Source organism: Burkholderia singularis, assembly GCF_001718875.1.
GTDB classification, from domain to species: domain Bacteria; phylum Pseudomonadota; class Gammaproteobacteria; order Burkholderiales; family Burkholderiaceae; genus Burkholderia; species Burkholderia singularis.
Window position 1 is genome coordinate 1,314,481 of sequence record NZ_CP013449.1, and the last position, 26,078, is coordinate 1,340,558.

Genomic DNA, 26,078 nt, shown 5'->3' on the forward strand with positions numbered 1-26,078 from the left:
CCGCGTGATCAGGCCGCCGCACGCGCGCTGCGCGGCGGCTCGTCGGCCCGCACCAACAGCACCGGGCAGCTCGACGTGCGCACGAAGCGTTCCGCGACGCTGCCCAGCAGCAGACGACGCACGCCGCGACGCCCGTGTGTGCCGATCACGGCCAGATCGAAATGGTGCTGCTCGACATAGCGCTCCAATCGGCTCGCGATATCGTCGCCAATGCTATCGGTCTCGATCAACTCGGTATCGCCCGCCACGCCCGCTTGCGCCAACGCGCTTTGCGCGTTCGTCAACACCTCGGCACCGCCGATGCGCGCGTCTTCGAGCAGTTCGCGCGGATCGCCGAGACCCGCATACGTGAACAGCACCGACGTATCGATCACATAGACGGCGCGCACATGGGCGCCGCTCAGCTTCGCCAGCTTCAGCGCCTCGGCGAGCGCATGCATCGACGGCGCGCTGCCGTCGATCGCAACCATGATGTTCTGGTACATGGATGACTCCCCTAGATAACCCGCCATGCGCACCGTCGCGCGTAGCTTCGTTATCATGATCGGCGGCCTGCGACGCCCGTGCGTTGACTTCGATCAACCCTCGGCGGCAACGTGCGCCGAAATGGCGTCGCTGCTCGCCATCGCAGCCGGAGCCGGGCACGGTGCGGGCGGCCCCGGTCCGATCGGCGCCGATTGGAATCGATGTCGGCGCGAAACCGCTCAAGCCCGCTACCGGATAGTCCGCTCTCCCGCGATGCGCGGCATACCGAATCGCGGCTGCTTTTTCGACCGCCGCAGCACCTGCCCGCTCGTGCAATGCACGGCGCCCCGCGACGGCCTTCCCCCGCGCGCCACTGCACCGCGCACCGCCGCAATGCGCAACGCCGTAAAATTCCCTTTTTCGTGACCGATCCGTCACCGGCCCGGCCGCCGTCCGCCGCAACGCGGGCCGACCGTTGCCTGAGACCGTTCGAGCGGCACGGCTTCACCTACCCGGGAAACGGCCTACATCATTGAATACATCGAACGTTATGCAACATCCGACATGACCTGCACACTCGCCGACATCACCACGCGCGAAATCGAGATCCGCAAGAGCCGCTTCATCGCCTATGCAATTCCGGTCGATGGCCGTGACGCCGCGATGGTCGAATTACAGCGCCTGCGCACCGAACATCCAGGCGCAACGCACGTCTGCTGGGCGCTGCTCGCGGGCGGGCAGTCCGGCATGTCGGACGACGGCGAGCCGTCCGGCACGGCCGGGCGCCCGATTCTCGAGGTGCTGCGCCATCATGACCTCGACGGTGTGCTCGGCGCCGTCGTGCGCTATTTCGGCGGCGTGAAGCTCGGCGCGGGCGGCCTCGTGCGCGCGTATACCGATGCAATCGCCGCCGCGCTCGCCGACGCCGAGCGCATCGACCGGATCGCGTATGCGCGGCTCGCGATCGAGATGGGTTATCCCGACGAGGCGCGCGTGCGCCGCTGGATCGAGCAGGAAAAGCACGAACTGGTCGACAGCGTGTACGGGATGACGGTCAAACTCGTGATCCGGCTGCCCGCCGCCGCGCGCGACGCGGCACGCGATGCACTGTTCGATTTGACGCAAGGGCGCGCCGGATTTCCCGCGATCGATTGAGCGCGTGCGGACGCGCCGCCTCGTGTTCGCGTTTGCCGTCGTGAATGGCATCGCCTGGTTGACGCTCGAGGCTGCCGACGCGGCGGCGGCGCGCCGCCACGCGCCGAATTCGGCAAACCGTTCATTGCATTGGAGCGCCTGCCGCCCGTTGCGCCGGGTGCCGCCAACCTCATCGCGCCGCCTTGCGCCGCGCGCCTCCTGCCGCGCTGCGTTTCGTGACATCCCGCGTCGCCGCGACGGCTCCGCCTTGCCATGTTGTCCCGCCGCGACGCGTTTTGCCCGCCCGGCGCCGAACGAATGACCGGCGCGCCGGGTTTGCGATATCGTTGCGTCACATTCCCTGCCCCTATTTCACGCGCACGCGCCACGCCCATGTTCGTCCGAACGCATGCGGTCTTTACCGCGCTTCTCGCCGCCGTGCTGTTCGGCTCCACCACCCCGGTCGCGAAGCTGCTGCTCGGCGCCCTGCCGCCGTTCATGGTCGCCGGGCTGTTCTACCTCGGCAGCGGAGCCGGCCTGGCGGTCTTCATCCTGGTGCGGCGCCTGTCGCGCGGCGAACCCGCCGATGCGCACCATAGCGTGGCCGCACGCCTGCCGTCGGCGGAACTGCCCTGGCTCGCCGGCGCGGTCATGGCGGGCGGCGTGGCGGGCCCCGCGCTGTTGATGCTCGGCCTCGCTGCGACGCCCGCCGCCACGAGCGCGCTGCTGCTCAATCTCGAAGGCGTATTTACCGCCGTGATTGCGTGGCTGGTGTTTCGCGAGAACGTCGATGGGCAGATCCTCGCCGGCATGGCTGCGATCGTCGCGGGCGGCGTGCTGCTGTCCTGGCATCCGGGCGCGGCGCACCTGCCGGCAGGTGCGCTGCTCGTCGCGGCGGCGTGTGCATGCTGGGCGATCGACAACAACCTGACGCGCAAGGTGTCGGCCCACGACGCCGCGACGATCGCGTGCATCAAAGGCCTGGTCGCGGGCACGGTCAATCTCGTGATCGCGTTTGCGCTCGGCTCGCGGCTGCCAGCCGTGCCGGCGGTCGCCGCCGCGATGCTGACCGGCTTCGCCGGCTACGGCGTGAGCCTCGTGCTGTTCGTCCTTGCGCTGCGCGAGCTTGGCACCGCGCGCACCGGCGCGTATTTTTCGGTTGCGCCGCTATTCGGCGTGGGGTTGTCGCTCGCGATTTGGCCTGAATGGCCCGCGCTGTCGTTTTGGGCGGCAGCGGCGTTGATGGCCGTCGGCATCTGGCTGCATCTGCGCGAGCGACATGAGCATCCGCATACGCACGAGGCGCTCGAGCACAGCCACCGGCATCGCCACGACGCACATCACCAGCACACGCACGATTTCGACTGGGATGGCGACGAACCGCATACGCATGCGCATCGGCATACGCCGCTCACGCATACGCACGCGCATTTTCCGGATATTCATCACCGCCATTCGCATTGACCGGGGCCGTTTATTTTGGCGCTGGCGGTAGCGGTTCGAATCGGCCGGTATCGACAGGTTCGATTCATTTCCGGCCGTCGATCGCGGCTACCGCATTGATGTCAGCCCAGGAACAGGTGGTACGCCGGATTGCTGCTCTCTTCCCAGAACGGATAGCCGAGCGCGACCAGGAAGCGCTCGAACGCCGCATGGTCGGCCGGCGGCACTTGCAGGCCGACCAGGATCGAGCTGTAATCCGCGCCCTGATTCCGGTAATGAAACAGGCTGATATTCCACTCCGGCGCCATCGCCGACAGGAACTTCATCAGCGCGCCCGGGCGCTCCGGAAACTCGAAGCGAAACAGCCGTTCGTCGCGCGCGAGCGGCGAGCGCCCGCCGACCATGTAGCGCACGTGCTGCTTGGATAATTCATCGCCCGTCAGGTCGACCGTGGCAAAGCCGTGCGCGGCGAAGTTCGCCGCGATCGCGTCCGATTCGCCGCGCTGCCGGATCTGCACGCCGACGAAAATATGCGCGGTCTGCGCATCCGCAATCCGGTAGTTGAACTCCGTGACGTTGCGCTCGCCGATGAGCGCGCAAAAGCGCCGGAAGCTGCCGCGCTCCTCGGGCAGCGTCACCGCGAACACCGCCTCGCGCGCCTCGCCCACTTCCGCGCGCTCGGCAACGAAGCGCATCCGGTCGAAGTTCATGTTCGCGCCCGAGGTGATCGCCACCAGCGTCTTGCCGGCCAGCCCCTCGCGCTGCGCATACGCCTTCGCGCCCGCCACCGCCAGCGAGCCGGCCGGCTCGAGCACGCTGCGCGTGTCCTGGAACACGTCCTTGATCGCCGCGCACAGCGCGTCGGTATCGACCGTCACGACCCCGTCCAGATGCGCCGCGCACAGGCGGAACGTCTCGTCGCCGACCAGCTTGACCGCCGTGCCGTCCGAGAACAGCCCGACCTCGCTCAGCTCGACGCGCCGCCCCGCCGCAAGCGATTGCGCCATCGCGCACGAATCGTCCGTTTGCACGCCGATCACCCGGATCTCGGGCCGCACTGCCTTCACGTAGGCGGCAACGCCCGCCGCCAGCCCGCCGCCGCCGATCGGCACGAAAATCGCATGGATCGGCCCCTGGTGCTGGCGCAGAATCTCCATCGCGACCGTGCCCTGGCCCGCGATCACGTGCGGATCGTCGAACGGATGAACGAACGTCAGGCCGCGCTCGGCCTGAAGCCGCAGCGCGTGCGCATACGCGTCGCTGTACGACTCGCCCGCCTGGATCACCTCCACGCCCGGCCCGCCGTGCGCGCGCACCGCGTCGACCTTCACCTGCGGCGTGGTGACCGGCACGACGATGATCGCGCGCACGTTCATCCGCGCGGCCGAGAACGCGACGCCTTGCGCGTGGTTGCCCGCCGACGCGGTGATCACGCCGCGCGCGAGCGCCTCGGCGTCAATATGCGCCATCTTGTTGTACGCGCCGCGCAGCTTGAACGAAAACACCGGCTGGTTGTCCTCGCGCTTGAGCCACACGTCGTTGCCCAGCCGCACCGACAGGTTGCGCGCGCGTTCAAGCTCCGTTTCGCGGGCGACGTCGTACACGCGAGCGTTGAGAATCGACGTCAGATAATCATTGAGCGTGGGCGCGAGCGCGCCTGGCGTGTGGGCTTGAGACGTTTGCTCAACGGCACCGGCTGACTGCATGGACAGGCTCCTCGATGGTGGATGTCCCGGCAGGCGGAAACAAAAAACCCGCCTCACGGGGCGGGTTTGCAGTGATCGAGACTCGGACGCGCGCTAACCCACCATTCGATGAATGGTGCGAATAATAATGTGCGCGAAGTAAAGGCGAGCCGAGTTCATGCGGGGCAGCATGCGCCGGCAGGCAAGATTTGTCAAGCCTCGAACGCCGGCCGCAGCCGTCCCGCTCAATAAATCTCCGGCACGATCATGTCGTCCGGAACCGGCCGCCGAATGTAGTCGGGATGGTGCTCGCGCTGCGGCAGATGCACCGGCTCGCGGTCGATATCGTGATACGGCACGAGGCTCAGCAAATGATGAATGCAGTTGAGCCGCGCCCGTTTCTTGTCGACGGCCTGCACCACCCACCAAGGCGCTTCGGGAATATGCGTGCGCAACAGCATTTCCTCCTTCGCCGCCGTATACGCCTCCCAGCGGCGCCGGCTTTCGAGATCCATCGGACTCAGCTTCCATTGCTTGAGAGGGTCGTCGATGCGGTTCTGGAAGCGCGTCTCCTGTTCCTGATCGGTGATCGAAAACCAATACTTAATGATCTGGATCCCGCTGCGCGCGAGCATCTTCTCGAATTCAGGCACCGAGCGGAAAAATTCCTCGTATTCGTCGTCGGTGCAAAAGCTCATGACGCGTTCGACGCCCGCGCGGTTATACCAACTCCGATCGAACAGCACGATCTCGCCGCCGGCCGGCAGATGCGCGACATAGCGCTGGAAATACCATTGCGTGCGCTCGCGGTTGCTCGGCGCGGGCAGCGCGGCCACCCGGCACACGCGCGGGTTCAGGCGCTGCGTGATGCGCTTGATCGCGCCGCCCTTGCCCGCCGCGTCGCGCCCCTCGAAAATCACGACGAGCCGATGCCCGGTGTGCACAACCCAGTCCTGCAGCTTCACAAGCTCGCCTTGCAGACGGAACAGTTCGCGAAAATAGCGCTTGCGCGCGTCACGGCGCTCCTCGGAGAAAATCGATTCGTCGTCGAAACGGCGATCGTCCAACTCCATTTCAAGTTCCTCGTCATACGCGTCGACGAGATCCTCTTCAAAACGCCGCTGTCGCTCTTCCAACGGCGCCATGTCGCGCCGCTGCGTATCCTGCTCGCCCATCCCGGCCTCCTTTCCTATGCTGGTCGCGTCTGCGACGCCGCGGTGCAATTATCGCAGGCCAGGCGTGTCGCGGGCATGACGGCGCGCGGCCCGGCACCGCGAGCCTAGCTTCGGCAGCGACGGCCGCAGCAACGCGTTACTCCCTCATCGGGCGGTATCGATTGGTTTTCGCAGACGGCTCGACCTCCATGTCGACGCTTCGGCAAGCCGGGGCGGCGCAACTTGCCGAAGCATATCAGCCTCGATTTTCTTCTCCGCTCAGGCCGGCTCGGCCGGAAGAATCGCCCGCGCGAGCGCGAGGCCACGTCTGAGCGTTCGCCGACGCTTCACTGCCGCGCCGACGCTGCCCGCGCCGCGCCCTGCGCCCCAGACCGCCGGGAATCCTCCGACAAATGCCGAGGCCGCCGTTTCGGCCATTGCATGATCTGCGAATTCCAAAGCTTCGGATTCAGAAACGATAATTGAGCAAAACCGTGCAGAGTATCGGGTTTGCGGAGAGCTTCACCGAATTTTTCGCGAGTACCCGCTTCGGATCGTTGATATTGACGTTGATCGTCGTGCGCAGCGCCATGTAGGTCAGCGACCCCGACAGCGACAGATTACGGGTAAGCTGATAATTCGCGCCGAGCGTGAAAACGGGCGACCACGCGCTTCTCACGGACGCCGTTGCATGCGCACCGGTCGGCAGAATCAAATCGGCGCCTGCTTGCAGCAGCCGGTTGAGCGCATCGGGGCTGGTAAGCAGCGATTGCAGCGTGCCGATCGACATGCCGGCCGACAGCAGCCCGCCAAGCGACGAGAGCTTTTGCGCGAACACGGAATTCAGGCTCGTGTGCGTGAAGCGCGTATAGCTCAAGCCCGCTCCGAAGTAAGGCCGGAATCGATCCTCACGCTTGCCCAAATAATATTCCATCAAGATCGTAATCGGCCACGCGCGCGTCGTGCCGAGCGGATTGCTGTTCGGGTTCGCGAGATTGATGAGCGGCAGACTGCCCGACGTGCCGGGAAAAATCTTGTCGAACGGCAAACCGATGCTGCCTTTGCCGTACATCGTCAGCTTCGGCGGCAGCCCGGCAAGCAGCTTGGCGGTCACATGCTCGGTAAAGAAATGCGTGAATGCCAGCGCGAGCGTGTTCATGTTGTTGATCTGCACGCTGCTGCCCGGATTGTCGAAAGATCCGATGCCGAGCGCGCCCGTCTCCGTCGTCACGCGCGTCGAGCGGCCGGTCGTCACGATATAGTGCCAACCGATCCCAATCATGTTGCTGTCGTCGCCTTGCAGTTGCTCGACAATCGACGGCCATTGCGCCTCGGGCAAATCCGGCAGTTGCTGCGAATCGATCGGATGAAGCTCGTAAGGCATCCGATCGTAACGCACGCCGGCAATGAAGCGCGGCGCCGGACCCGCGGGCGGGCGTACCGGTCCGTCGCCGGGGCCGCACACGTGATCGCCGCACATATCGGTCGAATTCGACGGCGACGCGGCGCGTTCGGATCGAGCGCTCGCGGATAGCCGTCGCTCGGAAGGCGCTCGGTTCGGAACGTCGGCAAAACCGATGCCGTCGTCACCTTGCACACCCGCGCCGGGCGCGACCGAAGCCGATGCGTCATGCCCGAGCGTGATCGTTTCTTCGGTCAGCCTGCGCGGCGGCGCATTCGGATCGACAGCCGGCGCAACGGCGCCCACCGTTGCGCCACGCGTCCTGCCGGCTTGCCCCGGCGTTCTCCATGAGCTTGCGTCGAAGCCCGGCGCGTCGCCGCCCGGATAGAAACCGATGCCATCTGCGCCGTCGCGCCAGCGGGTGGAGTCCGCGTCCTGTGCTTGCGCGGCGCCCGCCAACATCACGAGCGTCGCGCCGAACCAGCACGATGCCGGCACGCGCCAGCCGCGACACGCTCGTTGACGGTGTTGCTTGTCCTTCTTGCGCATGAGCGATTACGCAGGCGTGCCAAACATTCGCTGCCGGATTCGATAGAGCGGCTCAAACAGCCATTCGAGCAGACTGCGCTTTTCCAGCACGATATCCGCCCTCAGCAACATCCCTGCTCGCAACGCCAGCGGCTTGCCTTCGAACACCGGCTGCCGATCGGCAAGCTCGACCCAACTCTTGAAATAAGTTTGCGTCGCGTTGCTGCTATCGGTGGGCAAATTCAATTCCTTCGCGGAAAACGCCACGGGAGACACCGACAGAAGCTTGCCGCGGTACGTGCCGAATTTCTCGACCGGATAGCTGCCATACGCGAGCTTCACTTCCTGACCCGGCTTGATGAAGCCGGCTTTCGACGACGGAATATACAACTCGGCGACCAGCCCGTCGGCCTTTGCCGGCAGGATTTCGACGACGCGTGTGTTCGACTGGTCGATCACGCCGCCCTGTACCACGTCGAGGCGCACGATCTGTCCGTCGGCCGGCGCATACAGTATCTGGTTGACGTTCTCGTCGATGTTGTATTCGCGCGAGTTCAGTTCTTCCTGCTTGATCTTCAATTCCGCATTCGAGCCGTCGTACTTGCTTTGCATCGTGTCCAGATCGCCGCGCAGCTTCATGATGTTCTTCACGAGATCGGCCTTGCGCAGCAGCAGATCCTGAAGCCCTTGGCTTGCTTGCAGGAACTGCGTGTTCACTTGGTTGTACTGCTCGAGCGTGACGACCTGCTCGTTCAGAAGCTGCTTCACGCGATCGCGCCGCTCCTGGTTTTCCGACACGATACGGCGCTGATCCTGGATCTGCTTGTCGATGAGTCCGCGGCTTTCCGACAGCGCGGCGATCTGCTGATTGGTCTGCTGTATCGACGATTGGTACTCGAGCTTCGCGGCATCCATTTGCTGATTGACCTCGACGCGCTGACGCTTGATCGAGTCGCGCATTTCCTGCGCGTTGTTCGCCTGCGCGACGAAGCTCGTGTCACGTGTGACGCTCATCAGTTTCTGCCCGGCCTTCACATATTGATCCTTCGTGACGAATACCTCGCGTACCGCCCATCCCGGCGGCGCGCCGACACCGATCAACCCCGAGCGCGGTGCGAGCGTACCCACCACGCTTTCGGTATTCGCGTATGAAAGGCGCACGAGTGCGATGATGAACATCGCGAACATCGCAATCGACAGGTAGCAGAAAAACCGCATCGACACCGGCACCCCAACGACGCCGTTGATGACGGTGCCGAACGTCGTGCCGCGCGCCAGCTTGCGTGGTGCCTTTTGCTCTCTCAGTGATTCAGTCCAGGCAGGCATGGGAATACTCGTCAAACGTTCTTGAGCGCGGGCTCGGAAGCGCGCGTGCTGTGCTCGAGCAACGGGGAAGGCATCAAATACGGGGCGAAGTGTTCCCAGAAGTGCCACTGCTCAGGTTGCTTCACGAGCGCGTCCTCGAGCCGATCGACGATCAGCTGGTGGGTCGTCAGCACGCGCGATGCGTTCTCCGGCGTGTTCAGCATCCGCGATCCGGTGGTCGAACCGAGCTCGACGAAATGCACGGTGCAGCGATCGCGAAACGGCACGCCGGTCGCGTACGCGACGAGAAGCGGAATGCCCTGCTCGACCGCCAGCTTCACGCCGCCTCCGGCGAGTCGGATCCAGCGGCCGCCAAGCCGGCACGGGTTGGTCTTGCCGAAGCGGCCGTGCAAATCGGAGAACAGCAGGAACACCGGCTCCTCCTTGCGCAAGCCGGTAATGAGCCGCCGCAGATGCACGCGCTGCTCGATGTCGATCAGATCGATCTTGCCCGCGCCGAATTCGTTGACGAGCCGTTGCGCGTCGTCGAAAAACGCGCCTGGCGCATCCTTGTGCATCACGATCATCATTTTGCGATCCTCAGGAATCAGGAAACGCAGCTTCGTGACGAACATCATCAGGTTGCCGAAATGCAGCCCCGCGAGCATCAGCGGGCCGCCGCGCGCAAGCGCCTCGCGCAGCAACGGCTCGCCTTCGCATTCCATCCCGTCGAGCATCGTCTTCATCGAACTCAGGCTATGCGTGCGCAGCATGAGGCCCGCAAGCTCGGCCTCGAACAGTTCGTTGACGACCCGGTCGGCGACCTGCCGGATCCGGGTCGGATCGTCGTTCAGATGCGCGCTCATCATATGCGCGATCGAGCGCTCGATCGAATAGCGGATCGACGGAAACAGCCGCAAGCACGTGCGCGAACACCAGCGCATCATCCCGAGCCCCTGCTCGGGCGATCGGCCAAGCGCGATGCGCCGGACGATCCGCCGAATGAAGAACGAATACGAGAATGCGTTGAATAGAAAGAGCCGAACCAACGTCATCTTGGCACCTCGAATTCCTGCTGCTGAGCGCGATCGATCTCGGCAAGCTTGCCGTCGCGCATCTCGTAGATTCGATCGACCATCGATAGGATCGACGCGTCATGCGTGACGAGCACGATCGTGCACGGCAGCGTCAGCACGTTGCGGCAGATCTCGTGCGTCGTCGCCTGGTCCAGATTCGACGAGAATTCGTCGAGAATCAGCAGGCGCGGCTCGCAATACAGCGCACGTGCAATCAACAAGCGCTGCATCTGCCCGGCCGACAGAAACTTCTGCGTGTCGCCCAGCGGCGTATCGTAGCGGTTGTCGAGCATATCGATGTCGCGATCGATACATGCGAGGCGCGCCGCCTCGAACATCGAACCGAGGCGAGGCGCCGGCGCGAAGTTCGTGATGTTGTCCCGGATCGTGCCGCGAAAGAGCTGATCGGACTGGGTGACCGCTGCGATATGCTTGCGGTACAGCCGCAAATTCACTTCCGATAGATCGACGCCGCCGACAAACAGCATATTCGGCGCAGGCTTGTACAGGCCGCAAATCAGATTCAGCAACGTTGTCTTGCCGCTGCCGGTACGCCCGACGATCGCGATTTTCGAGCCGGCCGGCACGTCGAGGTTGACGTTCTCGAGAATCGCGCGGCGGCCGCCCTTCGGCGTGTAGCTCAACGAACGAATCGATAGCGAACCGTCGAACTGCTCGACCGAACGCACGGCCGCATCGGGCGCCGGCTCCTCGGTCTCGGTCTGCAGCACGTCGGCGACGCGATCCATGTGGACCTGCAATACCTTGCGCCGCACGTAAAGCTGAATCGAATCGATGAACTTGTCCGCAAACAGGTTCTTATACTGGATGAACGCGTAGATCACGCCGATCGTGCTTTGCCCGTGCATCACGAGCCACGCGCCATACGTGACGATCACCAGTTGCTCGACATGCACGATGCCCTTCGAGATAGCATCGAACAGAAGCTGCAGGCGTTCCTGTTGGCGGATCGCCTGAAGTTTCTGCGTGAAGGCGTTCACCCACAGATTGCTGCGCGACGTCTCCGACGACAGCAGCTTGATCGAATGCGCGGAACGGATGTTCTCGATCAGCAGCGCGTCGGCCTCGGCGCCGCGCGTGAGGATTTGCGACATCGCATCTTGCAACTGAGGCTGGATCGCCAGCCGCGACAGCGCGAACAGCACCATCCCCGCAAGGCTGATGCCGGCGAGCACCGGACTGTAATACAGCATCAGCACGAGCGTCAGCACGCATGTGACGATATTGAGCAACCCGCCGATCAACCCGTCGACCAGAAAGCGCCCAACCTCGGACATGGACGATACGCGCGAAATCGAATCGCCGGTATTGTGGAACAGGTAGTAGCCGATCGGCAGCCGCGCCAAGTGTCCGACCATGTTCGACGAAAGCTGCTGCGAGATGATATTGCGCAGGTAGCTCTTGATATTGCCGACGAGATTCGAGTACAGCGTATCGAACAGAAACACGATGCTGAACAGAATCGTCAGCAGATACAGGATGTCGATGTCGGTTTTCTTCAGCGCCTCGTCAATCGTCAGTTGGACGTAAGAAGGGCCGAGCAGCAGCAGCAATTGCGTCGCAATGCCGGCCCCCACACCGATCAGCAAGCTCTTGCGAATACCGGTCAGCCCGTTCAGATAATCGCGCAGACGAATCCGGTCGGTCGTGCCGGCATGTTTGAAACCGATATCGGGATTGAGTTCGAGCGCATAGCCCGTGATCTGCGAGAGCGCCTGCGCGAGCGGCATCTTGGTCTCGCCGAGCGCCGGATCGACGATATGAACGTTGCCGTAGCCCACCTTCGTCAACACGACGAAGTGGTTCATCCCCCAATGCAGAATGCAAGGCAGCTTCAGTGCATCGATCTCGTTCGCCTCGAACTGGAGCCCGCGCGAGCGCAGACCGAGATCGTTCGCGATCTCCATCAGCTCGAAAAACGACAGGCCAGAATCGATCTTGACCGGGTAGCGATTGCGCAGCGTGCGTAACGTCGTGTCGCGGCCGTGCCAAGTCGCGATCATCGCGATGCACGCCAGGCCACACTCGGTTACCTCATCCTGGAGAATGGGCCGGACTTTCTTTGTATTGAACCACATAGCTTGCGAATCGCTGGATACGACAATAATGCCGAACCGCACGCGGCGCGCTCGGGCTCAAGGCCGTCGCGCCGGTGCGGCGTGAGCGTCGCGGCTGCGCGCGACGAGCAATACGGGCGAGTTGCCGGCTTACCCATGCGAGCCCGAGCCGGAGCCCAGCGCCATCTTGAATTGTTCGACGGCTTGGTACTGGGCTTGAGCCAGGAGTGCCTGCATCGTGGGCTCGATCGCTTGATTCACAAGGGAAATCGTGTAATTGGCTGAGTTGGCGTAAATCGAACCTCCGCCGCGGATGTCTCGTGCCTGCTCTTCGGATATGGACTTCATTGGGGTAGCCCTTGTCTTATAGCAACGGTCTCGACGACATTCCGGCCCCGCATCCGCCTGCGCGAACACCCGCTCCGGAACTCACATGCTTCGACCGCGCCGTCTCCTTCCTGACATACTTCGCCCGATCACCGACCGGCACAAAAGGATGGCGCTTTTGCGACTGGATCGGCAACGAATTGCCATTTAATGCAAATACCGCTTCGCCATTATGGCTTGATTGCAAACCACACAATACGCGGGGGGCGCCTCCCCGCGCAAAGCACGACTTACTTGCCTTGATTGTTATACGTCTTCGGGTTCTGCAGGTAATTCCCCAGTTGCGGCGCGAAGGTGGCGAGCGAGCTCAACACCGGGCCGGTTTGGGTCAGCAGCAGACCAATCGAGCTGATCGGGCCACCACCACGGATCTCCTGAGCCTGTTCCATCGACATGACCTTCATTACTATCTCCTCGTAAAAAATAAAGAAGACCACAAGAACTGCTAAAAAAAGCCAACGGCCGTATATAACCGAACGACATTTAATTTTTTATCGATACGATTACTAGCCGGAATCAGGCTATCATGCAGGCAAGCCGGAAACAAGCTAGCTGATCCCCTGAAATCACGACTTTCCGGCGCGGCGACGTTCCCCAAAAAGATGCATGCGTTTCAATTTAAATTTTAAAACGTTTAATCTATGTCGCCGATGGCTTGTGAGGAAAGGCTGGAGAGGGAGACGAGGATGTTTGAAACATCGGATTTGAATAGATCATCGGAAATTCGATATACGGGTTTTCACTTAAAAGAAAAATTCTTTAATTTATGTAAATATGTTACAGGAGTGACTGGAATTGCGACAGTCATCGCACTGTGCACCGGTCCCACCAATGCCAGTGCGTTTTGTCTAGATGAAGCGTATCAGCACGCCGTCACCAACGATCCCAAATTCCTGCAGGCGCGCGCCGCATACGATGCCGCTCGGCAAAAATTTCCCCAGGCCCGCGCGCAGATGCTGCCGCAGGCGAGCGCCGTGCTCGAATGGGGCCGGTACGGTACGAATGCGAAGCTGTTCGGGTTCAACGTCAGCAGCACCAACAATGCCGCCTATGGCGCCGCGCAGGTCACGCAGGCGCTCTTCAACATGCCGTATCTGTACGATATGAGCCGTGCGCGCGAAATGGAGGAATCCGCGCGGCAGCAGCTCGAAGTCGAGCGCCAGGATCTGATCATGCGCGTGGCGAACGCCTGTTTCGATCTTTTGTCCGCACGCGAGAAGCAGCAGCTTGCCGACGACGAAGTCGACGCCCTCACGCGGCTCGCGAGCGACACGCGCCGCATGGCGCAGCTCGGCATGAAAACGATCGGCGACACGGCGGAAATCGAGGCGCGGCGCAGCCTCGCGAAATCCGAGGCGCTGATTGCCGGCACCGAAGTCGAGGCGCGCAAGGCACGCTACGAAACGCTGCTCGGCTCCGAAATCGATTTCGCGCGCTGGCCGCGTCTTGCGATGCACGGCACGTCGCCCCGCATTCCGTCGGGCGATTACGCGCCGCAAGACAATCCGTCGTATCAACAGGCGTATCGCGATCTGCGCACCGCGCAGCTTACGTCCAAGCGGATCAACGCCGAGCACTTGCCGACCGTCGACTTGTTCGCCTCGTATTCGCGCGGCCTCAACCCGAACCTGCGCGGCGTCACCGATCAGTCCAATTTCCACCAGAGCGCAATGGGCGTACAGGTCACGATCCCGATTTTCTCCGGCGGAAGCGTGTACTACCGGCATGTCGAAGCGCAATACGTCGCCGCGCAATATCAGAACCGGTTGCGCGAAGTCGAGCAGCAGCTGAGCACCGATCATCGCGAAGCGCTTGCGTCGCTGCAATCGATCGGCGCGCGCATCCTGGCGCTTCAGCAGTCGCTGCAGGCGGCGCAGCTTGCGTATGATTCATCGATGAAGGCGCACAGCGTCGGCTACAGCACGACCTACGAGACGCTGAACCTGCGCAAGGATATCTCGAATATCCGCGAGAAGCTTTTCGAAAGCTATCTCGATGCGCTCAAGCTGCAACTGAAGCTCAAGAGCGTTCTCGGCACGTTGAACGAGCAGTCGCTCGTCGCCGTCGACAACTTCCTCGACAGCAACGCGGAAACACCGAATTCGAGGAATCAGTGAACGCGACGGCCGCGGACGTGAAAGCCGGCTTGCGGCGGCTTTAAAGGCGGCAGCCGTCATGAAACGGGCCTGATCGGCGTGAACCGATCAGGCCCGTTTCACGAACAAACCATGCGATACGTTATCCGAAGCATGTTTTTTGAGATGGCCGGGCAGCGGGCTTTGCAAGCGCAAAAGGAAAAGAAAAACCGGCCGGCCTGCGCTACGATCGCGCTCCCCGCCTGCCCAGCGGGGAGCGCGCTTATTTAGCGGATCACGCGCGACACGCCCCGGCCGCGCGGATCGGACACCGCCTCGGGCGTCTTGCCGTCGATCCGGATGGCCTGGATATCGCCGCTAAAGTCCTGCCCCTTCAGCGTGTAGCCCTTCGCCTCGATCCCCTTCGCGAGATCGCCGTCGATCGGCCGGTACGGCTCCCAGAAGATGGTGTTCGGGGGCAAGAGCTGGTGATGAAAGCGCATCGCGGCAACCGCATCGTGCAGCGGCATCTTGAAATCGTACAGGTTGGTGATGACCTGGAAGATCGACGTGAAGATCCGCGAGCCGCCGGGCGTGCCGATGACGAGCGCGACCTTGCCGTCCTTCGTCAGAATCGTCGGCGACATCGACGACAGCGGACGCTTCTTCGGCTCGATCGCATTCGCATCGCTGCCGACCACGCCGAACATGTTCGCGACGCCCGGTTTCGCGGAAAAATCGTCCATCTCGTCGTTCAGCACGATGCCGGTGCCTTCGGCGACGACGCCCGAGCCGAAGTAGCCGTTGAGCGTGTACGTGTTCGACACCGCGTTGCCCCACTTGTCGACCACCGAGAAGTGCGTCGTTTCCGCTTTCTCCGGCATCGACGTGCCGAGCCCCGGCAGCACGCTCTTCGTGTCGGACGGCTGCGTCGGATTCACGTCGGCCGCGCGCTTGGCGATGTACGCATCGTCGATAAGCTGTGCGACGGGCACCTTGTAGAAATCGGGGTCTCCGAGATACTGCGCGCGATCGGCAAACACGCGCTTCTCGATCTCCGCGATCAAATGCACGTATTGCGGCGAATTCAGCGTCACGCCGTCGAAATCCGCCCGGCGATCGGCTTTCATCTTCAGAAGCTGCACGAGCCCGATGCCGCCCGAACTCGGCGGCGGCGCGGTGTAGACGCGATAGCCGTTCCAGTTCGCCTCGATCGGCTGGCGCCAGACCGCCTTGTACTGCGCGAGATCCTGCTTCGTGATCAGGCCGCCGCCCTGCTTCATCGCGGCCGCGATCAGATCGGCCGTCTTGCCGTCGTAGAAATCCTTCGCGCCGTCGTTCGAAATGCGCGTGAGCACCGCCGCGAGATCCGGCTGCTTGAAGTTCGCGCCGGTCTTCAGGGTGCCGAAATATTGATCGTAGTTGGTCTTGCCGCCGAACTCCTTCGACGCGTCGACGCCACGCTGCGCGAGCTGCTCGTCGACGATGAAGCCGTCGCGCGCGTAGTGGATCGCCGGCGCGAGCACCTGCTTCCATTTCAGCTTGCCGAAGCGCTTGTGCGCCTCCCACATCCCGGCCACCGTGCCCGGCACGCCAACCGCACGGTAGCCGTACAGGCTCATGCCGCTGACGACGTTGCCGTCCTTGTCGAGATACATGTCCTTCGTCGCGGCAAGCGGCGCGCGCTCCCGAAAGTCGAGAAAATACGGCTTGCCGTCGACATAAATGTTCATGAAGCCGCCGCCGCCGATGTTGCCGGCTTCCGGATACGTGACTGCCAGCGTGAAGGCGATCGCCACCGCGGCATCGACCGCATTGCCGCCCTGCTTGAAAATCTGCTGGGCCGCATCGGCGCTGTATTTGTCGGCGACGGCGACGGCCGAGCCGTCCAGCACGACATGCTGCGGCGCTTTGGCCACCGCAGGCGCGACGGGCAGAAAGCTCGCGACGGCTGCGCCCAGCAGCGTCGCGAGCATCGACGATTTGAAGCGGTTGGCGGCGTTCATTGATTGTCTCCCATCTCAATCTCCTCGTTTCGCTGAAATTGGGGCAGAACGCCCCTGAGCAGGCCCTTATAGCACGGTTGCGAATTCAGTCAAAAATGGTCAGTTCTACCCATCCGGGCACACACTGAAAAATTTTTATCCGCCACCGCGTGCCAGGCCGTGGCCGAATCTGCGAAGATAGCGCCCCCTTTCCTTTCCGGCCGCACGCGCAGCGCAATACGCAATGGCATCACAAGCAGCACATCATGCAAGCGGCTGGGCCGCGGGTCTAGTCGCCGCGGCGCTGGTCGCGCAGGCGGGCGCGGCGGGACCGTCGCACCTCTTTTGCATCGCGGCATTCGCGGCCGGCGTCGCGGGCGGCACCGCGCCCGATTGGCTCGAACTTGCATGGTGGCGCCGCTCGCGACGGCGCTGGATCACGCATCGCACCGTCACGCATTGGGGCATCGCGTGGCTCGCGGCGTTCGTGTTTGCTTACCGCTCGCTCGGGCACGGGCATCCGTGGGCCGCGCCGCTCGTCGGCTTTGCGTGCGGCGGCCTCGTCCATCTGATCGCAGACTGGCCGAACCCGCTCGGCATTCCGTGGATCTGGAAGCGTCATTCGCTGAACTGGTGGAACAGCGGGCACTGCGATCTGATCGTCGTCGCGGCGGCCTGGGCCGGCGCGCTATGGCTCACGCAAGCGGCGTGGGGACATGCGACGCCGCTCGCGCATTGGCTCGGATGGTTGCGGCGGGTTTGACCGCGAACGAGCGCCCCGTCGATCAAGCGCGCCCGCACCGGCGCGGCGGCGAATCGCTTTTCTTCTAAACCAATCATCCCGATCGAGCAGACGTTGCGGCCGCTTGCGGGGCGCACGCCGTCCGGTCGGGCAGCCTCCCAGCCGCGCGCGCCCGCATTGCGGCAGGCTGCGCGCGACAACCGGCATCGCGCGGCGATGCCTCCGGCGTCCGGCCTAACCCCGCACGGCTCGCGTTCGGCACATGCGCGCGGCGTCTGGCACACTTATCGTTCCGGCCGCCAATGCCCGGCCCGCCCCGATGCCTTGCCCCGCCACCATGGATCTCGCCCCCACCCGCTGCGCCACCGGCGCGCTCGACGCGTTTCACCCCGCCGTCGCCGCGTGGTTCGCCAGCACCTTCGCCACACCGACCGACGCGCAAACGCTCGCGTGGCCGCATATCAAGGCGGGCCGCTCGACGCTCGTTGCCGCGCCGACCGGCTCCGGCAAAACCCTCACCGCGTTTCTGAGCGCGCTCGACGATCTGGTGCGCGACGCGCTCGCGCACGGCGGCGCGCTGCCGGACGCGACGCTCGTGGTCTACGTATCGCCGCTCAAAGCGCTGTCGAACGATATCCGCGTGAACCTCGCCGCGCCGCTCGCCGGCATCGCCGCCGAGCTTGCGCGGCGCGGGCTGCCGGTGCCCGATATCCGCACCGCCGTGCGCACCGGCGACACGCCGTCGGCCGAGCGCGCCGCGCTGCGCAAGCGCGCGCCGCACATCGTCGTCACGACCCCGGAATCGCTGTACGTGCTGCTGTCGTCCGAATCGGGGCGGCGAATGCTCGAAAGCGCACGCACCGTGATCGTCGATGAAATCCACGCGCTCGCAAACAATAAGCGCGGCAGCCATCTCGCGCTGTCGCTCGAACGACTCGACGCGCTCGCCGGCCGGCGGCTCGCGCGCATCGGGCTGTCGGCGACGCAGCGGCCGATCGACGCTGTCGCGCGCTTTTTGGTCGGCGCCCGCGCCGATACCGGCGGCGCGCCGCCCGATTGCGCGATCGTCGACACGGGCCACGCGCGCGAGCGCGACCTCGCGCTGGAGCTGCCGCCGGTGCCGCTCGGGCCGGTGATGGCCACCGACGTATGGGAGCGCGTCTACGACCGGATCGCCGAACTCGCGGCCGCGCACCGCACGACGCTCGTGTTCGTCAACACACGGCGGATGGCCGAGCGCGCCGCACGCCATCTCGCGCAGCGCGTCGGCGCCGACGCTATCGCCGCGCATCACGGCAGCCTCGCGAAGGAGCATCGCGTCGACGCGGAACAGCGCTTGAAGAACGGCCGGCTGAAGCTGCTCGTCGCGACTGCGTCGCTCGAACTCGGCATCGACATCGGCGATGTCGACCTCGTCTGCCAGCTCGGCTCGCCACGCGCAATCGCACCGTTGCTGCAGCGCGTCGGCCGCTCGAGGCATCAGGTCGGCGGCGTGCCGAAGGGGCGGCTTTTTCCGCTGTCGCGCGACGAACTCGTCGAATGCGCCGCGCTACTCGATTGCGTGAGGCGCGGCGAACTGGATCTGCTGCGCATGCCGCGCGCGCCGCTCGACGTGCTCGCCCAGCAGATCGTCGCCGAAACCGCGTGCCGCGAATGGGACGAGGACGCGCTTTATCGCTGCGTGACGCAAGCCGCGCCTTATGCAGCACTGACGCGCGAGTCGTTCGACGGCGTGCTCAAGATGCTGGCCGAAGGCTTCGTGGGACGGCGTGGCCCGCGCGCTGCGTATCTGCATCGGGACGTGGTATCCCGCACGGTGCGAGCGCGGCGCGGCGCGCGGCTCGCGGCCGTCACCTCGGGCGGCACGATCCCCGACAACGCCGATTACACGGTGCTGCTCGAACCGCAAGGCATCAACATCGGCACGGTCAATGAGGATTTTGCGATCGAAAGCCTCGCGGGAGATGTATTCCAGCTCGGCAACCAGTCCTACCGGATCATTCGTGTCGAAACCGGGCGCGTGCGCGTGGAGGACGCGCACGGGCAGGCACCGAACATTCCGTTCTGGTTAGGCGAGGCGCCCGCGCGCAGCGACGAGCTGTCCAGAGGCGTCGCGCGGCTGCGCGAGCGGATCGACGCGCTGCTCGCGCAAGCCGCCGCGCCTGCTCAACAGGCGCCCGCCGCACCGCGTCTGCCAGAGCCCGATCGGGCCGGCAATGCGGCCCGCGCGGCGGCAGCCGCTGCCCGCACGTCCGCGCGATCCGCCCAGACCAACACGTCGACGGTTCGGACTGCGACCAAGGCTGCCGGACCGGGCGCGCAACCCAACGGGCCCGGCGCGCCCGCCGGTGCGAGCCCGACGCCCGCAACACCCGCGCTCCGGGCTGAGACCGTCGAAGCCGGCGCCCCGGCCGAGCCTGGCCGCCTCGCCCCCGTGCTGGCATGGCTGACGAACGAGCTTGGTCTGGATGCCGAAGCCGCGCGGCAAATCGCCGACTATCTCGCACGCGCGCGCGCGGCGCTCGGCGCGCTGCCCACGCAGCATACGCTCGTGATGGAGCGCTTCTTCGACGAATCCGGCGGCATGCAACTCGTGATTCACGCGCCCTTCGGCAGCCGGATCAACCGCGCATGGGGGCTCGCGCTACGCAAGCGCTTCTGCCGCACGTTCAACTTCGAACTGCAGGCGGCGGCAACCGACGATGCGCTGATCCTGTCGTTGTCGCTCGCGCACAGTTTCCCGCTCGACGAAGTGTGGCGCTATCTGCGCTCGGCAAACGCCGAACATGTGCTGATCCAGGCGCTGCTCGACGCGCCTTTATTCGGCGTGCGCTGGCGCTGGAACGCGACGACGTCGCTCGCGCTGCCGCGCTTCGCGGGCGGCCGCAAGGTCGCACCGCAATTGCAGCGCATGAAAAGCGACGATCTGCTCGCCGCCGTGTTCCCCGATCAGGCCGCGTGCGCGGAGAATCTGGTCGGCGAGCGCGACGTCCCGCGGCACCCGCTCGTCGATCAAACGCTCGATGATTGCCTGCACGACGCGATGGATACCGACGGCTGGCTCGCGCTGCTACGCCAGATCGAGGCGGGCGATGTCGCGCTCGTCGCGCGCGAGCTGCCCGCGCCGTCACCGCTCGCCGCCGAGATTTTGAACGCGAAGCCATACGCGTTTCTCGACGACGCGCCGCTCGAAGAACGCCGCACGCAGGCGGTGCTTGCGCGCCGCTGGAGCGACCCGGAATCGGCCGACGATCTCGGCGCGCTCGATGCCGGCGCGATCGACGCGGTGCGGGAACAAGCGTGGCCGCTCGTGCGCGACGACGACGAGATGCACGACGCGCTCATCGGCCTCGCATGCATCTCGGACGACGAAGCGCGCGCGAACGACGGTTGGCTCGCTTGCCTCGAACGGCTCGCCGCCGGCGGCCGGGCCACACGGATCATGCTCACCGACAGCCCCGAACCGGCCGGCATCCCCGTCGATCCGCGCCACGCATCCGCCCGTCACCGCAGCCTATGGATTCCGGTCGAGCGCATCGCCTGCATGCGCGCGCTGTATGGCGACGCCCCCGCCGCGCCGCCGCTCAGCCCACCGCCCGGCTTCGACTCGCGATGGGAACCCGACGCCGCGCTCGTCGACGTAATCCGCGCACGGCTCACCGGCTTTGGACCGCAGACGGTCCCGGCGATCGCCGCGCCGCTCGCGCTGCCGCATGCCGCGCTCACGCGCGCGCTCGCCGCGCTCGAGCGCGAGGGTTATGTGATGCGCGGGCGCTTCACGCCCGGCGCGCGCAACGACGAATGGTGCGAAAGGCATCTGCTCGCGCGCATCCACCGCTACACGGTCAAACGGCTGCGCCGCGAGATCGAGCCGGTCGAACTTGCCGACTTCATGCGCTTTCTGTGTCACTGGCAACGCGTCGCGCCCGAAACGCGCGGCATCGGCGTCGAAGCGCTCGCCTCGGTCGTCCACCTGCTAGAAGGGTTCGAAGCGGCAGCAAGCGCATGGGAGGAGGAATTGCTGCCCGCGCGGCTCGCCGATTACGTGACGGGCGGCCTCGACGAACCATGCCGCGCGGGCAAGCTCACATGGACGCGGCTCGGCGCGCCCGCGAAAGCGGCCAGCGCGCCCGTCAGGACAACGCCGATCGTGCTGCTGCCGCGCCGCGAACTGGCATGCTGGCAAGCGCTGCGCAACCCGGCCGCGCAGCCTGCGCTGTCCGCGCGCGCCGAACGCGTGCGCGCGACACTCGCCACATACGGCGCGATGTTCTTCGACGAGCTGGCCGCGCACGCGCGGCTGCTGCCCGTCGAACTCGAGCGCGCGCTCGGCGAACTGGTCGCGGCGGGACTCGTCAATGCGGACAGCTTCGCGGGCCTGCGCGCGCTGCTCAAACCGTCGGTCAAACGCCATGCGCATGCGTTCTACGTGCCGCGCACGCGGCGTGGCGGCGCGCTGATCGGCGGCATGGACGATGCGGGACGCTGGGCGCTGGTACGGCGGCTGCCGCTTGCGGCGGTCGAATCCGGCGACGATCCCGGCCGTCGCGACGACGATGGGCGCGCCGATGTAGAAGCTCACGGCAATGCCGCGCCGCCGCCGATGTCTGCCGGCCGCACGGCGATCGAGCCGGCCGCGCTCGAGCATGTCGCCCGAACGCTGCTGCGCCGCTACGGCGTCGTGTTCTGGCGCATCCTCGCGCGCGAAGCCGAATGGATGCCGAGCTGGCGCGAACTGCTGCCCGTCTACCGGCGGCTCGAGGCGCGCGGCGAGATTCGCGGCGGACGTTTCGTCGCCGGCTTGGCGGGCGAACAATTCGCGCTGCCCGATGCGATTCCGATTCTGCGCGAGATCCGCCGCCGGCCGGCTGAGGAACTGATGCTGTGCGTCAGCGGCGCCGACCCGCTCAATCTGACCGGCACGCTGCTGCCGGGCGAGCGCGTGCCTGCGCTCGCCGGCAACCGCATCCTGTTCCGCGACGGCGTGCCGGTCGCGTCGCTCGTCGGCGGCCAGTTCGTCTATGCGCCCGATCTCGACGCCTCGGAGCGAGAGGCTGCGCGAGCGAGGCTCGCGCGCCGTTGAGACCGTGCGACCGTTGACGGCCCCCATCGCACACAATATTGCTCACACGAATAATCATGACGCTGCCGCCAGCAGACGCCGCCGCTGCCTGTCACGGTGCATACGGCTGCTCTGCTGCTCATCGCCGCCGTGCGGCCCGCACCGTCCCGCCGAAAAATTAAACGCGGCCATCCCAAAAAAGACGCGATCCACTATCATCGCCGCAGCCGCGAGCGTCGCGAACCGCGTGCGCCGCATGCATGCGCCGACCGACGCAGGCCCGATACACGAATACGACAACGGAGACACCCGGATGAACGTCACTGCCGAACACGGCGCGCCCGCCGCCGCCCAATCTCACCACGCCGGTTCGCTGACGATCGTCCAAGGCACGGCGCTCTATGTGGGCGCCGTGCTCGGCACCGGCGTGATCGCACTGCCCGCGCTCGCCGCCGAAATCGCCGGCCCCGCGTCGCTCGTCGCGTGGGCCGCGCTCGTGCTGCTGTCGGTCCCGCTCGCCGCGACCTTCGCCGCGCTCGGCGCGCGCTATCCGGATGCCGGTGGAGTGTCGACTTACGTGCGCAACGCATTCGGCCCGCGTGCGGCAGCCGTCGTCGGCTGGTGTTTCTACTTCGCCGTGCCCGCCGGCGCGCCCGCCGCCGCGATGTTCGGCGGCGCATACGTCGCCTCCGTCACGGGCGGCGGCCACACGACGGTCGTGGTCGCCGCTGCCGTGCTGATCGCGATCGTCGCGGCGGCCAATGCATTCGGCGTCACCGTGTCGGGGCGCATGCAGCTCGTGCTGTCCGCGCTGCTCGTCGCGCTGCTGCTCGCGGCCGTGCTGGCGTCCGCGCCGCATGCGCGCATCGCCAATTTGCATCCGTTCGCGCCGCACGGCTGGCTCGCAGTGGGACAAGCCGCCGCGCTGCTCGTCTGGAGCTTCGCCGGCTGGGAAGCGATCACGCATCTGGCCGCCGAATTCCGCCACCCCGCGCGCGATCTGCCGCGCTCGACCGGCATTGCCGTCGCGGTGGTCGGATTGCTGTATCTGTCGGTCGCGGCGGCCAGCGTGCTCGTGCTCGGCCCGACAGCGGGCGCGTCGGGCGCGCCGCTTGCCGAGCTGATCGCGCGCGGCATCGGCGGCCGCGCGCAATGGCTCGCCACCGCCGCTGCGCTGCTGCTGACACTCGGCACGATGAACGCCTACTTTGCCGGCGCGGCGAAGCTGGGCGCGGCGCTCGGACGCGACGGCGCACTGCCGGCATGGCTCGCGCACGGCAGCCAGACCGGCGGCGTGCCGCGACGCAGCCTCGCGTTGATCGCCGTGCTCGCGGGCTGCGCGCTCGGCGCCACGGTTGCGACCGGCATGGGGCCGAAGCCGCTCGTGCTCGCGACCTCCGGAAATTTCGTGATGGTTTATCTGCTCGGCGCGGCCGCCGCGGCAAAGTTGCTGCCGCGCGGCGCGTTCGCGCATCGATGCTCGCTCGTCGCGTTCGTAACGGCAGCCGCGCTGTTCGCAACGAGCGGGTGGTATTTGCTCTGGCCGCTGCTGGTGACGGCGGCAGCGCTGGCTTATACGCGAATCAGCCGGCCCGCGCAAAGCCAGTGACGCGGCGCGGTACGCCGCGTGCGGCGCCCGGCCGCGCAGCCGCCCCGCCATGCGCGCAGCCACCGGCAAACCGGCGTACCGGCACCCCGCCCGATCCGCGGGAAAACGCGGGCGCGCGAATGCGCCGCCCGCAGCGCGCATCGGCGCGCCTCACCTCAACCGCGCGATTGCCCGCCGCTGATTTGCGCGCGCAGACGCTCCTCCTGGTCGCGCAATTCCGGCGTCAACTCCGGGCCGAAATCCTGCGCCTCGAACAGCGGCCGGATCTCGATCTCGGATTCACTTTCCATCGGATTCGGGCACCGCTTGACCCATTCGACGGCTTCTTCCATCGACTCGACCTGCCACAGCCAGAACCCGGCAACGAGTTCGCCGGTTGGCGCGAACGGCCCGTCGATCACGCTGCGCCCGCTGCCGGAAAAACGCACCCGCTTGCCCTTCGAGCTTGGATGCAAGCCTTCGCCCGCCAGCATCACGCCTGCGTTGACGAGTTCCTCATTGAATTTGCCCATGGCCTCGAGCAGCGCGGTGCTCGGCATCTTGCCGGCCTCGGATTCGCTGGTCGCCTTGACGATCACCATCACACGCATTTCGTCTCTCCTTGACTTGAACAGAATCGGCCCAACGGGCCACATGTCCGCCGCCGACCCGGCATCCGGCGGCTCCGATACAACGACGTGCCAGCCTGGCCGAAATCGACAACGCCGGCCATCGCCATTCGATCAATCCCGCATACGCCGCCGTCACGCCTATGCCGCCGTGCAACCAATGCGATAATTTCCGCTTTGCCGGCCTCGCCGCCAGGACAACGACATGACCCACATCGACGATCCCCGCCACTACCACGAAGCCGGCACCGCCGACGCCACCCAGGACACCACCCGCATCGACGACGTGCGCATCAGCGCGGTGCGGCCGCTGATTTCGCCCGCACTGCTGCAGGACGAGATGCCGGTGCCGCCCGGCGCCCAGGCGCTCGTCGAGCGCACCCGCGCCGAGATCGGCGACATTCTGCACGGCCGCGGCGACCGGCTCGTGACCGTGGTCGGCCCGTGCTCGATCCACGACCACGATCAGGCGCTCGCCTACGCGCAGCGGCTGAAGGCCGCCGCCGACGCGTTTCGGGACGATCTGCTGATCGTCATGCGCGTGTATTTCGAAAAACCGCGAACGACAATCGGCTGGAAAGGCTACATCAACGATCCGCGGCTCGACGGCAGTTTCCGCATCAACGAAGGGCTGCGCGCCGCCCGGCAGTTGCTGCTCGACATCAACGCGCTCGGCCTGCCCGCGGCAACGGAATTTCTCGACCTGCTGAGTCCGCAATACATCGCGGACCTGATCGCGTGGGGCGCGATCGGCGCGCGCACGACCGAGAGCCAAAGCCACCGCCAGCTCGCATCGGGGCTGTCGTGCCCAATCGGCTTCAAGAACGGCACCGACGGAGGCGTGCAGATCGCCGCCGATGCGATTATCGCCGCGCGCTCGAACCATGCGTTCATGGGCATGACGAAAATGGGCCAGGCCGCGATCTTCGAGACGCGCGGCAACGACGACGCGCACGTGATCCTGCGCGGCGGCAAGCAAGGCCCGAACTACGAGCGCGCCAGCATCGAAGCAAGCTGCGCGGCGTTGCGCGCGGCCGGTCTGCGCGAGCAGGTGATGGTCGATTGCTCGCACGCGAATTCGAACAAATCGCATCTGCGGCAAATCGACGTCGCCGGCGATCTCGCGCAACAGATCTCGGACGGCGAACGGCGCATCGTCGGCGTGATGATCGAGAGTCATCTGGAGGCCGGCCGCCAGGATCTGAAGCCGGGCGTCCCGCTCCAATACGGCGTGTCGATCACCGACGCGTGCCTGAGCTGGGCGCAGACCGAGCCGGTGCTCGATACGCTCGCGCACGCAGTGCGCCGCCGCCGCGCGCTTTGACGGGCGTGGCCGCCCA

General features: G+C 65.5%; 20 protein-coding genes. 9 read left to right on the plus strand and 11 right to left on the minus strand.

The annotated features are described in order from the left end of the window. Positions 1-8 precede the first annotated feature (8 nt). The gene (locus AQ611_RS21240) at positions 9-485 is read right to left on the minus strand and encodes a universal stress protein (RefSeq protein WP_069235959.1); all 477 of its coding nucleotides are present in this window, start codon (positions 483-485) and stop codon (positions 9-11) included. Between the two features lie 25 nt (positions 486-510). Here AQ611_RS21240 and AQ611_RS26210 point away from each other — a divergent pair, with 25 nt between their 5' ends. The 4 genes from AQ611_RS26210 (at position 511) to AQ611_RS21260 (ending at position 3,063) form a co-directional block, all read left to right on the plus strand. After that, a complete protein-coding gene (locus tag AQ611_RS26210; RefSeq protein WP_069235960.1) occupies positions 511-891 on the plus strand; it encodes a hypothetical protein in 381 nt (126 codons plus the stop codon). Positions 892-1,029: 138 nt separating this feature from the next. Continuing rightward, on the plus strand, positions 1,030-1,620 hold the full coding sequence (locus AQ611_RS21250; RefSeq protein WP_059519667.1) for an IMPACT family protein: 591 nt from the start codon (positions 1,030-1,032) through the stop codon (positions 1,618-1,620). Between the two features lie 22 nt (positions 1,621-1,642). Beyond that, a complete protein-coding gene (locus tag AQ611_RS21255) occupies positions 1,643-1,921 on the plus strand; it encodes a hypothetical protein (protein WP_146011820.1) in 279 nt (92 codons plus the stop codon). A 71-nt stretch (positions 1,922-1,992) separates the two neighbouring features. Then, complete coding sequence (locus AQ611_RS21260; RefSeq protein WP_069235962.1) at positions 1,993-3,063, plus strand: DMT family transporter; 1,071 nt, start codon at positions 1,993-1,995, stop codon at positions 3,061-3,063. 101 nt (positions 3,064-3,164) lie between these two features. Here the strand turns inward: AQ611_RS21260 and ilvA are convergent, their stop codons facing one another. The 8 genes from ilvA to AQ611_RS26215 form a co-directional block, all read right to left on the minus strand. Continuing rightward, complete coding sequence (ilvA, locus tag AQ611_RS21265) at positions 3,165-4,748, minus strand: threonine ammonia-lyase, biosynthetic (protein ID WP_083237494.1); 1,584 nt, start codon at positions 4,746-4,748, stop codon at positions 3,165-3,167. Positions 4,749-4,972: 224 nt separating this feature from the next. Continuing rightward, on the minus strand, positions 4,973-5,902 hold the full coding sequence (gene ppk2, locus AQ611_RS21270) for a polyphosphate kinase 2 (protein WP_059520309.1): 930 nt from the start codon (positions 5,900-5,902) through the stop codon (positions 4,973-4,975). Positions 5,903-6,350: 448 nt separating this feature from the next. Then, positions 6,351-7,832 carry an OmpW/AlkL family protein gene (locus AQ611_RS21275; protein WP_069235963.1) on the minus strand — a complete coding sequence of 494 codons (1,482 nt, stop codon included), beginning with the start codon at positions 7,830-7,832 and terminating at the stop codon, positions 6,351-6,353. A gap of 6 nt (positions 7,833-7,838) precedes the next feature. Further along, the gene (locus AQ611_RS21280) at positions 7,839-9,137 is read right to left on the minus strand and encodes an HlyD family secretion protein (protein WP_059520307.1); all 1,299 of its coding nucleotides are present in this window, start codon (positions 9,135-9,137) and stop codon (positions 7,839-7,841) included. A gap of 11 nt (positions 9,138-9,148) precedes the next feature. After that, positions 9,149-10,171, minus strand: coding sequence for a lysophospholipid acyltransferase family protein (locus AQ611_RS21285; protein ID WP_069235964.1), 1,023 nt, complete (start codon positions 10,169-10,171; stop codon positions 9,149-9,151). Beyond that, positions 10,168-12,291, minus strand: a complete 2,124-nt coding sequence (locus AQ611_RS21290) for a peptidase domain-containing ABC transporter (RefSeq protein ID WP_069235965.1) — start codon at positions 12,289-12,291, stop codon at positions 10,168-10,170. Before AQ611_RS21290 ends, AQ611_RS21285 begins: the two co-directional genes overlap by 4 nt. 129 nt (positions 12,292-12,420) lie before the next feature. Next, positions 12,421-12,618 carry a hypothetical protein gene (locus AQ611_RS21295; RefSeq protein WP_059520304.1) on the minus strand — a complete coding sequence of 66 codons (198 nt, stop codon included), beginning with the start codon at positions 12,616-12,618 and terminating at the stop codon, positions 12,421-12,423. Positions 12,619-12,887: 269 nt separating this feature from the next. Then, positions 12,888-13,061 (minus strand): hypothetical protein, encoded by a 174-nt coding sequence (locus tag AQ611_RS26215; RefSeq protein WP_069236444.1) that lies wholly within the window; start codon positions 13,059-13,061, stop codon positions 12,888-12,890. A 282-nt stretch (positions 13,062-13,343) separates the two neighbouring features. Here AQ611_RS26215 and AQ611_RS21305 point away from each other — a divergent pair, with 282 nt between their 5' ends. After that, positions 13,344-14,774: a TolC family protein gene (locus AQ611_RS21305; RefSeq protein ID WP_083237495.1), complete on the plus strand. Its 1,431-nt coding sequence runs from the start codon at positions 13,344-13,346 to the stop codon at positions 14,772-14,774. 245 nt (positions 14,775-15,019) lie between these two features. On the opposite strand, the gene ggt is transcribed toward AQ611_RS21305, so the two are convergent. After that, positions 15,020-16,738, minus strand: coding sequence for a gamma-glutamyltransferase (gene ggt, locus AQ611_RS21310; RefSeq protein ID WP_059520301.1), 1,719 nt, complete (start codon positions 16,736-16,738; stop codon positions 15,020-15,022). Between the two features lie 223 nt (positions 16,739-16,961). On the opposite strand from ggt, the gene AQ611_RS21315 reads away from it, so the two are divergent. The 3 genes from AQ611_RS21315 to AQ611_RS21330 all read left to right on the plus strand — a co-directional run bounded on the left by AQ611_RS21315 (position 16,962) and on the right by AQ611_RS21330 (position 24,130). Continuing rightward, the gene (locus AQ611_RS21315; RefSeq protein ID WP_059520300.1) at positions 16,962-17,480 is read left to right on the plus strand and encodes a metal-dependent hydrolase; all 519 of its coding nucleotides are present in this window, start codon (positions 16,962-16,964) and stop codon (positions 17,478-17,480) included. A 316-nt stretch (positions 17,481-17,796) separates the two neighbouring features. Continuing rightward, positions 17,797-22,542 carry a DEAD/DEAH box helicase gene (locus AQ611_RS21320; protein WP_069235967.1) on the plus strand — a complete coding sequence of 1,582 codons (4,746 nt, stop codon included), beginning with the start codon at positions 17,797-17,799 and terminating at the stop codon, positions 22,540-22,542. A gap of 292 nt (positions 22,543-22,834) precedes the next feature. Further along, on the plus strand, positions 22,835-24,130 hold the full coding sequence (locus AQ611_RS21330; RefSeq protein ID WP_069236445.1) for an APC family permease: 1,296 nt from the start codon (positions 22,835-22,837) through the stop codon (positions 24,128-24,130). Positions 24,131-24,285: 155 nt separating this feature from the next. On the opposite strand, the gene AQ611_RS21335 is transcribed toward AQ611_RS21330, so the two are convergent. Beyond that, positions 24,286-24,720, minus strand: coding sequence for a YciI family protein (locus AQ611_RS21335; RefSeq protein WP_059520297.1), 435 nt, complete (start codon positions 24,718-24,720; stop codon positions 24,286-24,288). A gap of 223 nt (positions 24,721-24,943) precedes the next feature. Between AQ611_RS21335 and AQ611_RS21340 the strand changes: the two genes are divergently transcribed. Then, positions 24,944-26,062, plus strand: a complete 1,119-nt coding sequence (locus AQ611_RS21340) for a 3-deoxy-7-phosphoheptulonate synthase (RefSeq protein WP_069235969.1) — start codon at positions 24,944-24,946, stop codon at positions 26,060-26,062. Positions 26,063-26,078 lie beyond the last annotated feature (16 nt).

Bases quoted from the DNA above. Each gene is read 5' to 3' on its own strand.
- AQ611_RS21305 (WP_083237495.1), top strand. From the start codon at position 13,344: ATGTTTGAAACATCGGATTTGAATAGATCATCGGAAATTCGATATACG.
- AQ611_RS21275 (WP_069235963.1), bottom strand. From the start codon at position 7,832: ATGCGCAAGAAGGACAAGCAACACCGTCAACGAGCGTGTCGCGGCTGG.
- AQ611_RS21330 (WP_069236445.1), top strand. From the start codon at position 22,835: ATGAACGTCACTGCCGAACACGGCGCGCCCGCCGCCGCCCAATCTCAC.
- AQ611_RS21260 (WP_069235962.1), top strand. From the start codon at position 1,993: ATGTTCGTCCGAACGCATGCGGTCTTTACCGCGCTTCTCGCCGCCGTG.
- AQ611_RS21240 (WP_069235959.1), bottom strand. From the start codon at position 485: ATGTACCAGAACATCATGGTTGCGATCGACGGCAGCGCGCCGTCGATG.
- ilvA (WP_083237494.1), bottom strand. From the start codon at position 4,748: ATGCAGTCAGCCGGTGCCGTTGAGCAAACGTCTCAAGCCCACACGCCA.
- ggt (WP_059520301.1), bottom strand. From the start codon at position 16,738: ATGAACGCCGCCAACCGCTTCAAATCGTCGATGCTCGCGACGCTGCTG.
- AQ611_RS21285 (WP_069235964.1), bottom strand. From the start codon at position 10,171: ATGACGTTGGTTCGGCTCTTTCTATTCAACGCATTCTCGTATTCGTTC.
- AQ611_RS21295 (WP_059520304.1), bottom strand. From the start codon at position 12,618: ATGAAGTCCATATCCGAAGAGCAGGCACGAGACATCCGCGGCGGAGGT.
- AQ611_RS21335 (WP_059520297.1), bottom strand. From the start codon at position 24,720: ATGCGTGTGATGGTGATCGTCAAGGCGACCAGCGAATCCGAGGCCGGC.
- AQ611_RS26210 (WP_069235960.1), top strand. From the start codon at position 511: ATGCGCACCGTCGCGCGTAGCTTCGTTATCATGATCGGCGGCCTGCGA.
- AQ611_RS26215 (WP_069236444.1), bottom strand. From the start codon at position 13,061: ATGAAGGTCATGTCGATGGAACAGGCTCAGGAGATCCGTGGTGGTGGC.
- AQ611_RS21280 (WP_059520307.1), bottom strand. From the start codon at position 9,137: ATGCCTGCCTGGACTGAATCACTGAGAGAGCAAAAGGCACCACGCAAG.
- AQ611_RS21290 (WP_069235965.1), bottom strand. From the start codon at position 12,291: ATGTGGTTCAATACAAAGAAAGTCCGGCCCATTCTCCAGGATGAGGTA.
- AQ611_RS21250 (WP_059519667.1), top strand. From the start codon at position 1,030: ATGACCTGCACACTCGCCGACATCACCACGCGCGAAATCGAGATCCGC.
- AQ611_RS21320 (WP_069235967.1), top strand. From the start codon at position 17,797: ATGGATCTCGCCCCCACCCGCTGCGCCACCGGCGCGCTCGACGCGTTT.
- ppk2 (WP_059520309.1), bottom strand. From the start codon at position 5,902: ATGGGCGAGCAGGATACGCAGCGGCGCGACATGGCGCCGTTGGAAGAG.
- AQ611_RS21340 (WP_069235969.1), top strand. From the start codon at position 24,944: ATGACCCACATCGACGATCCCCGCCACTACCACGAAGCCGGCACCGCC.
- AQ611_RS21315 (WP_059520300.1), top strand. From the start codon at position 16,962: ATGGCATCACAAGCAGCACATCATGCAAGCGGCTGGGCCGCGGGTCTA.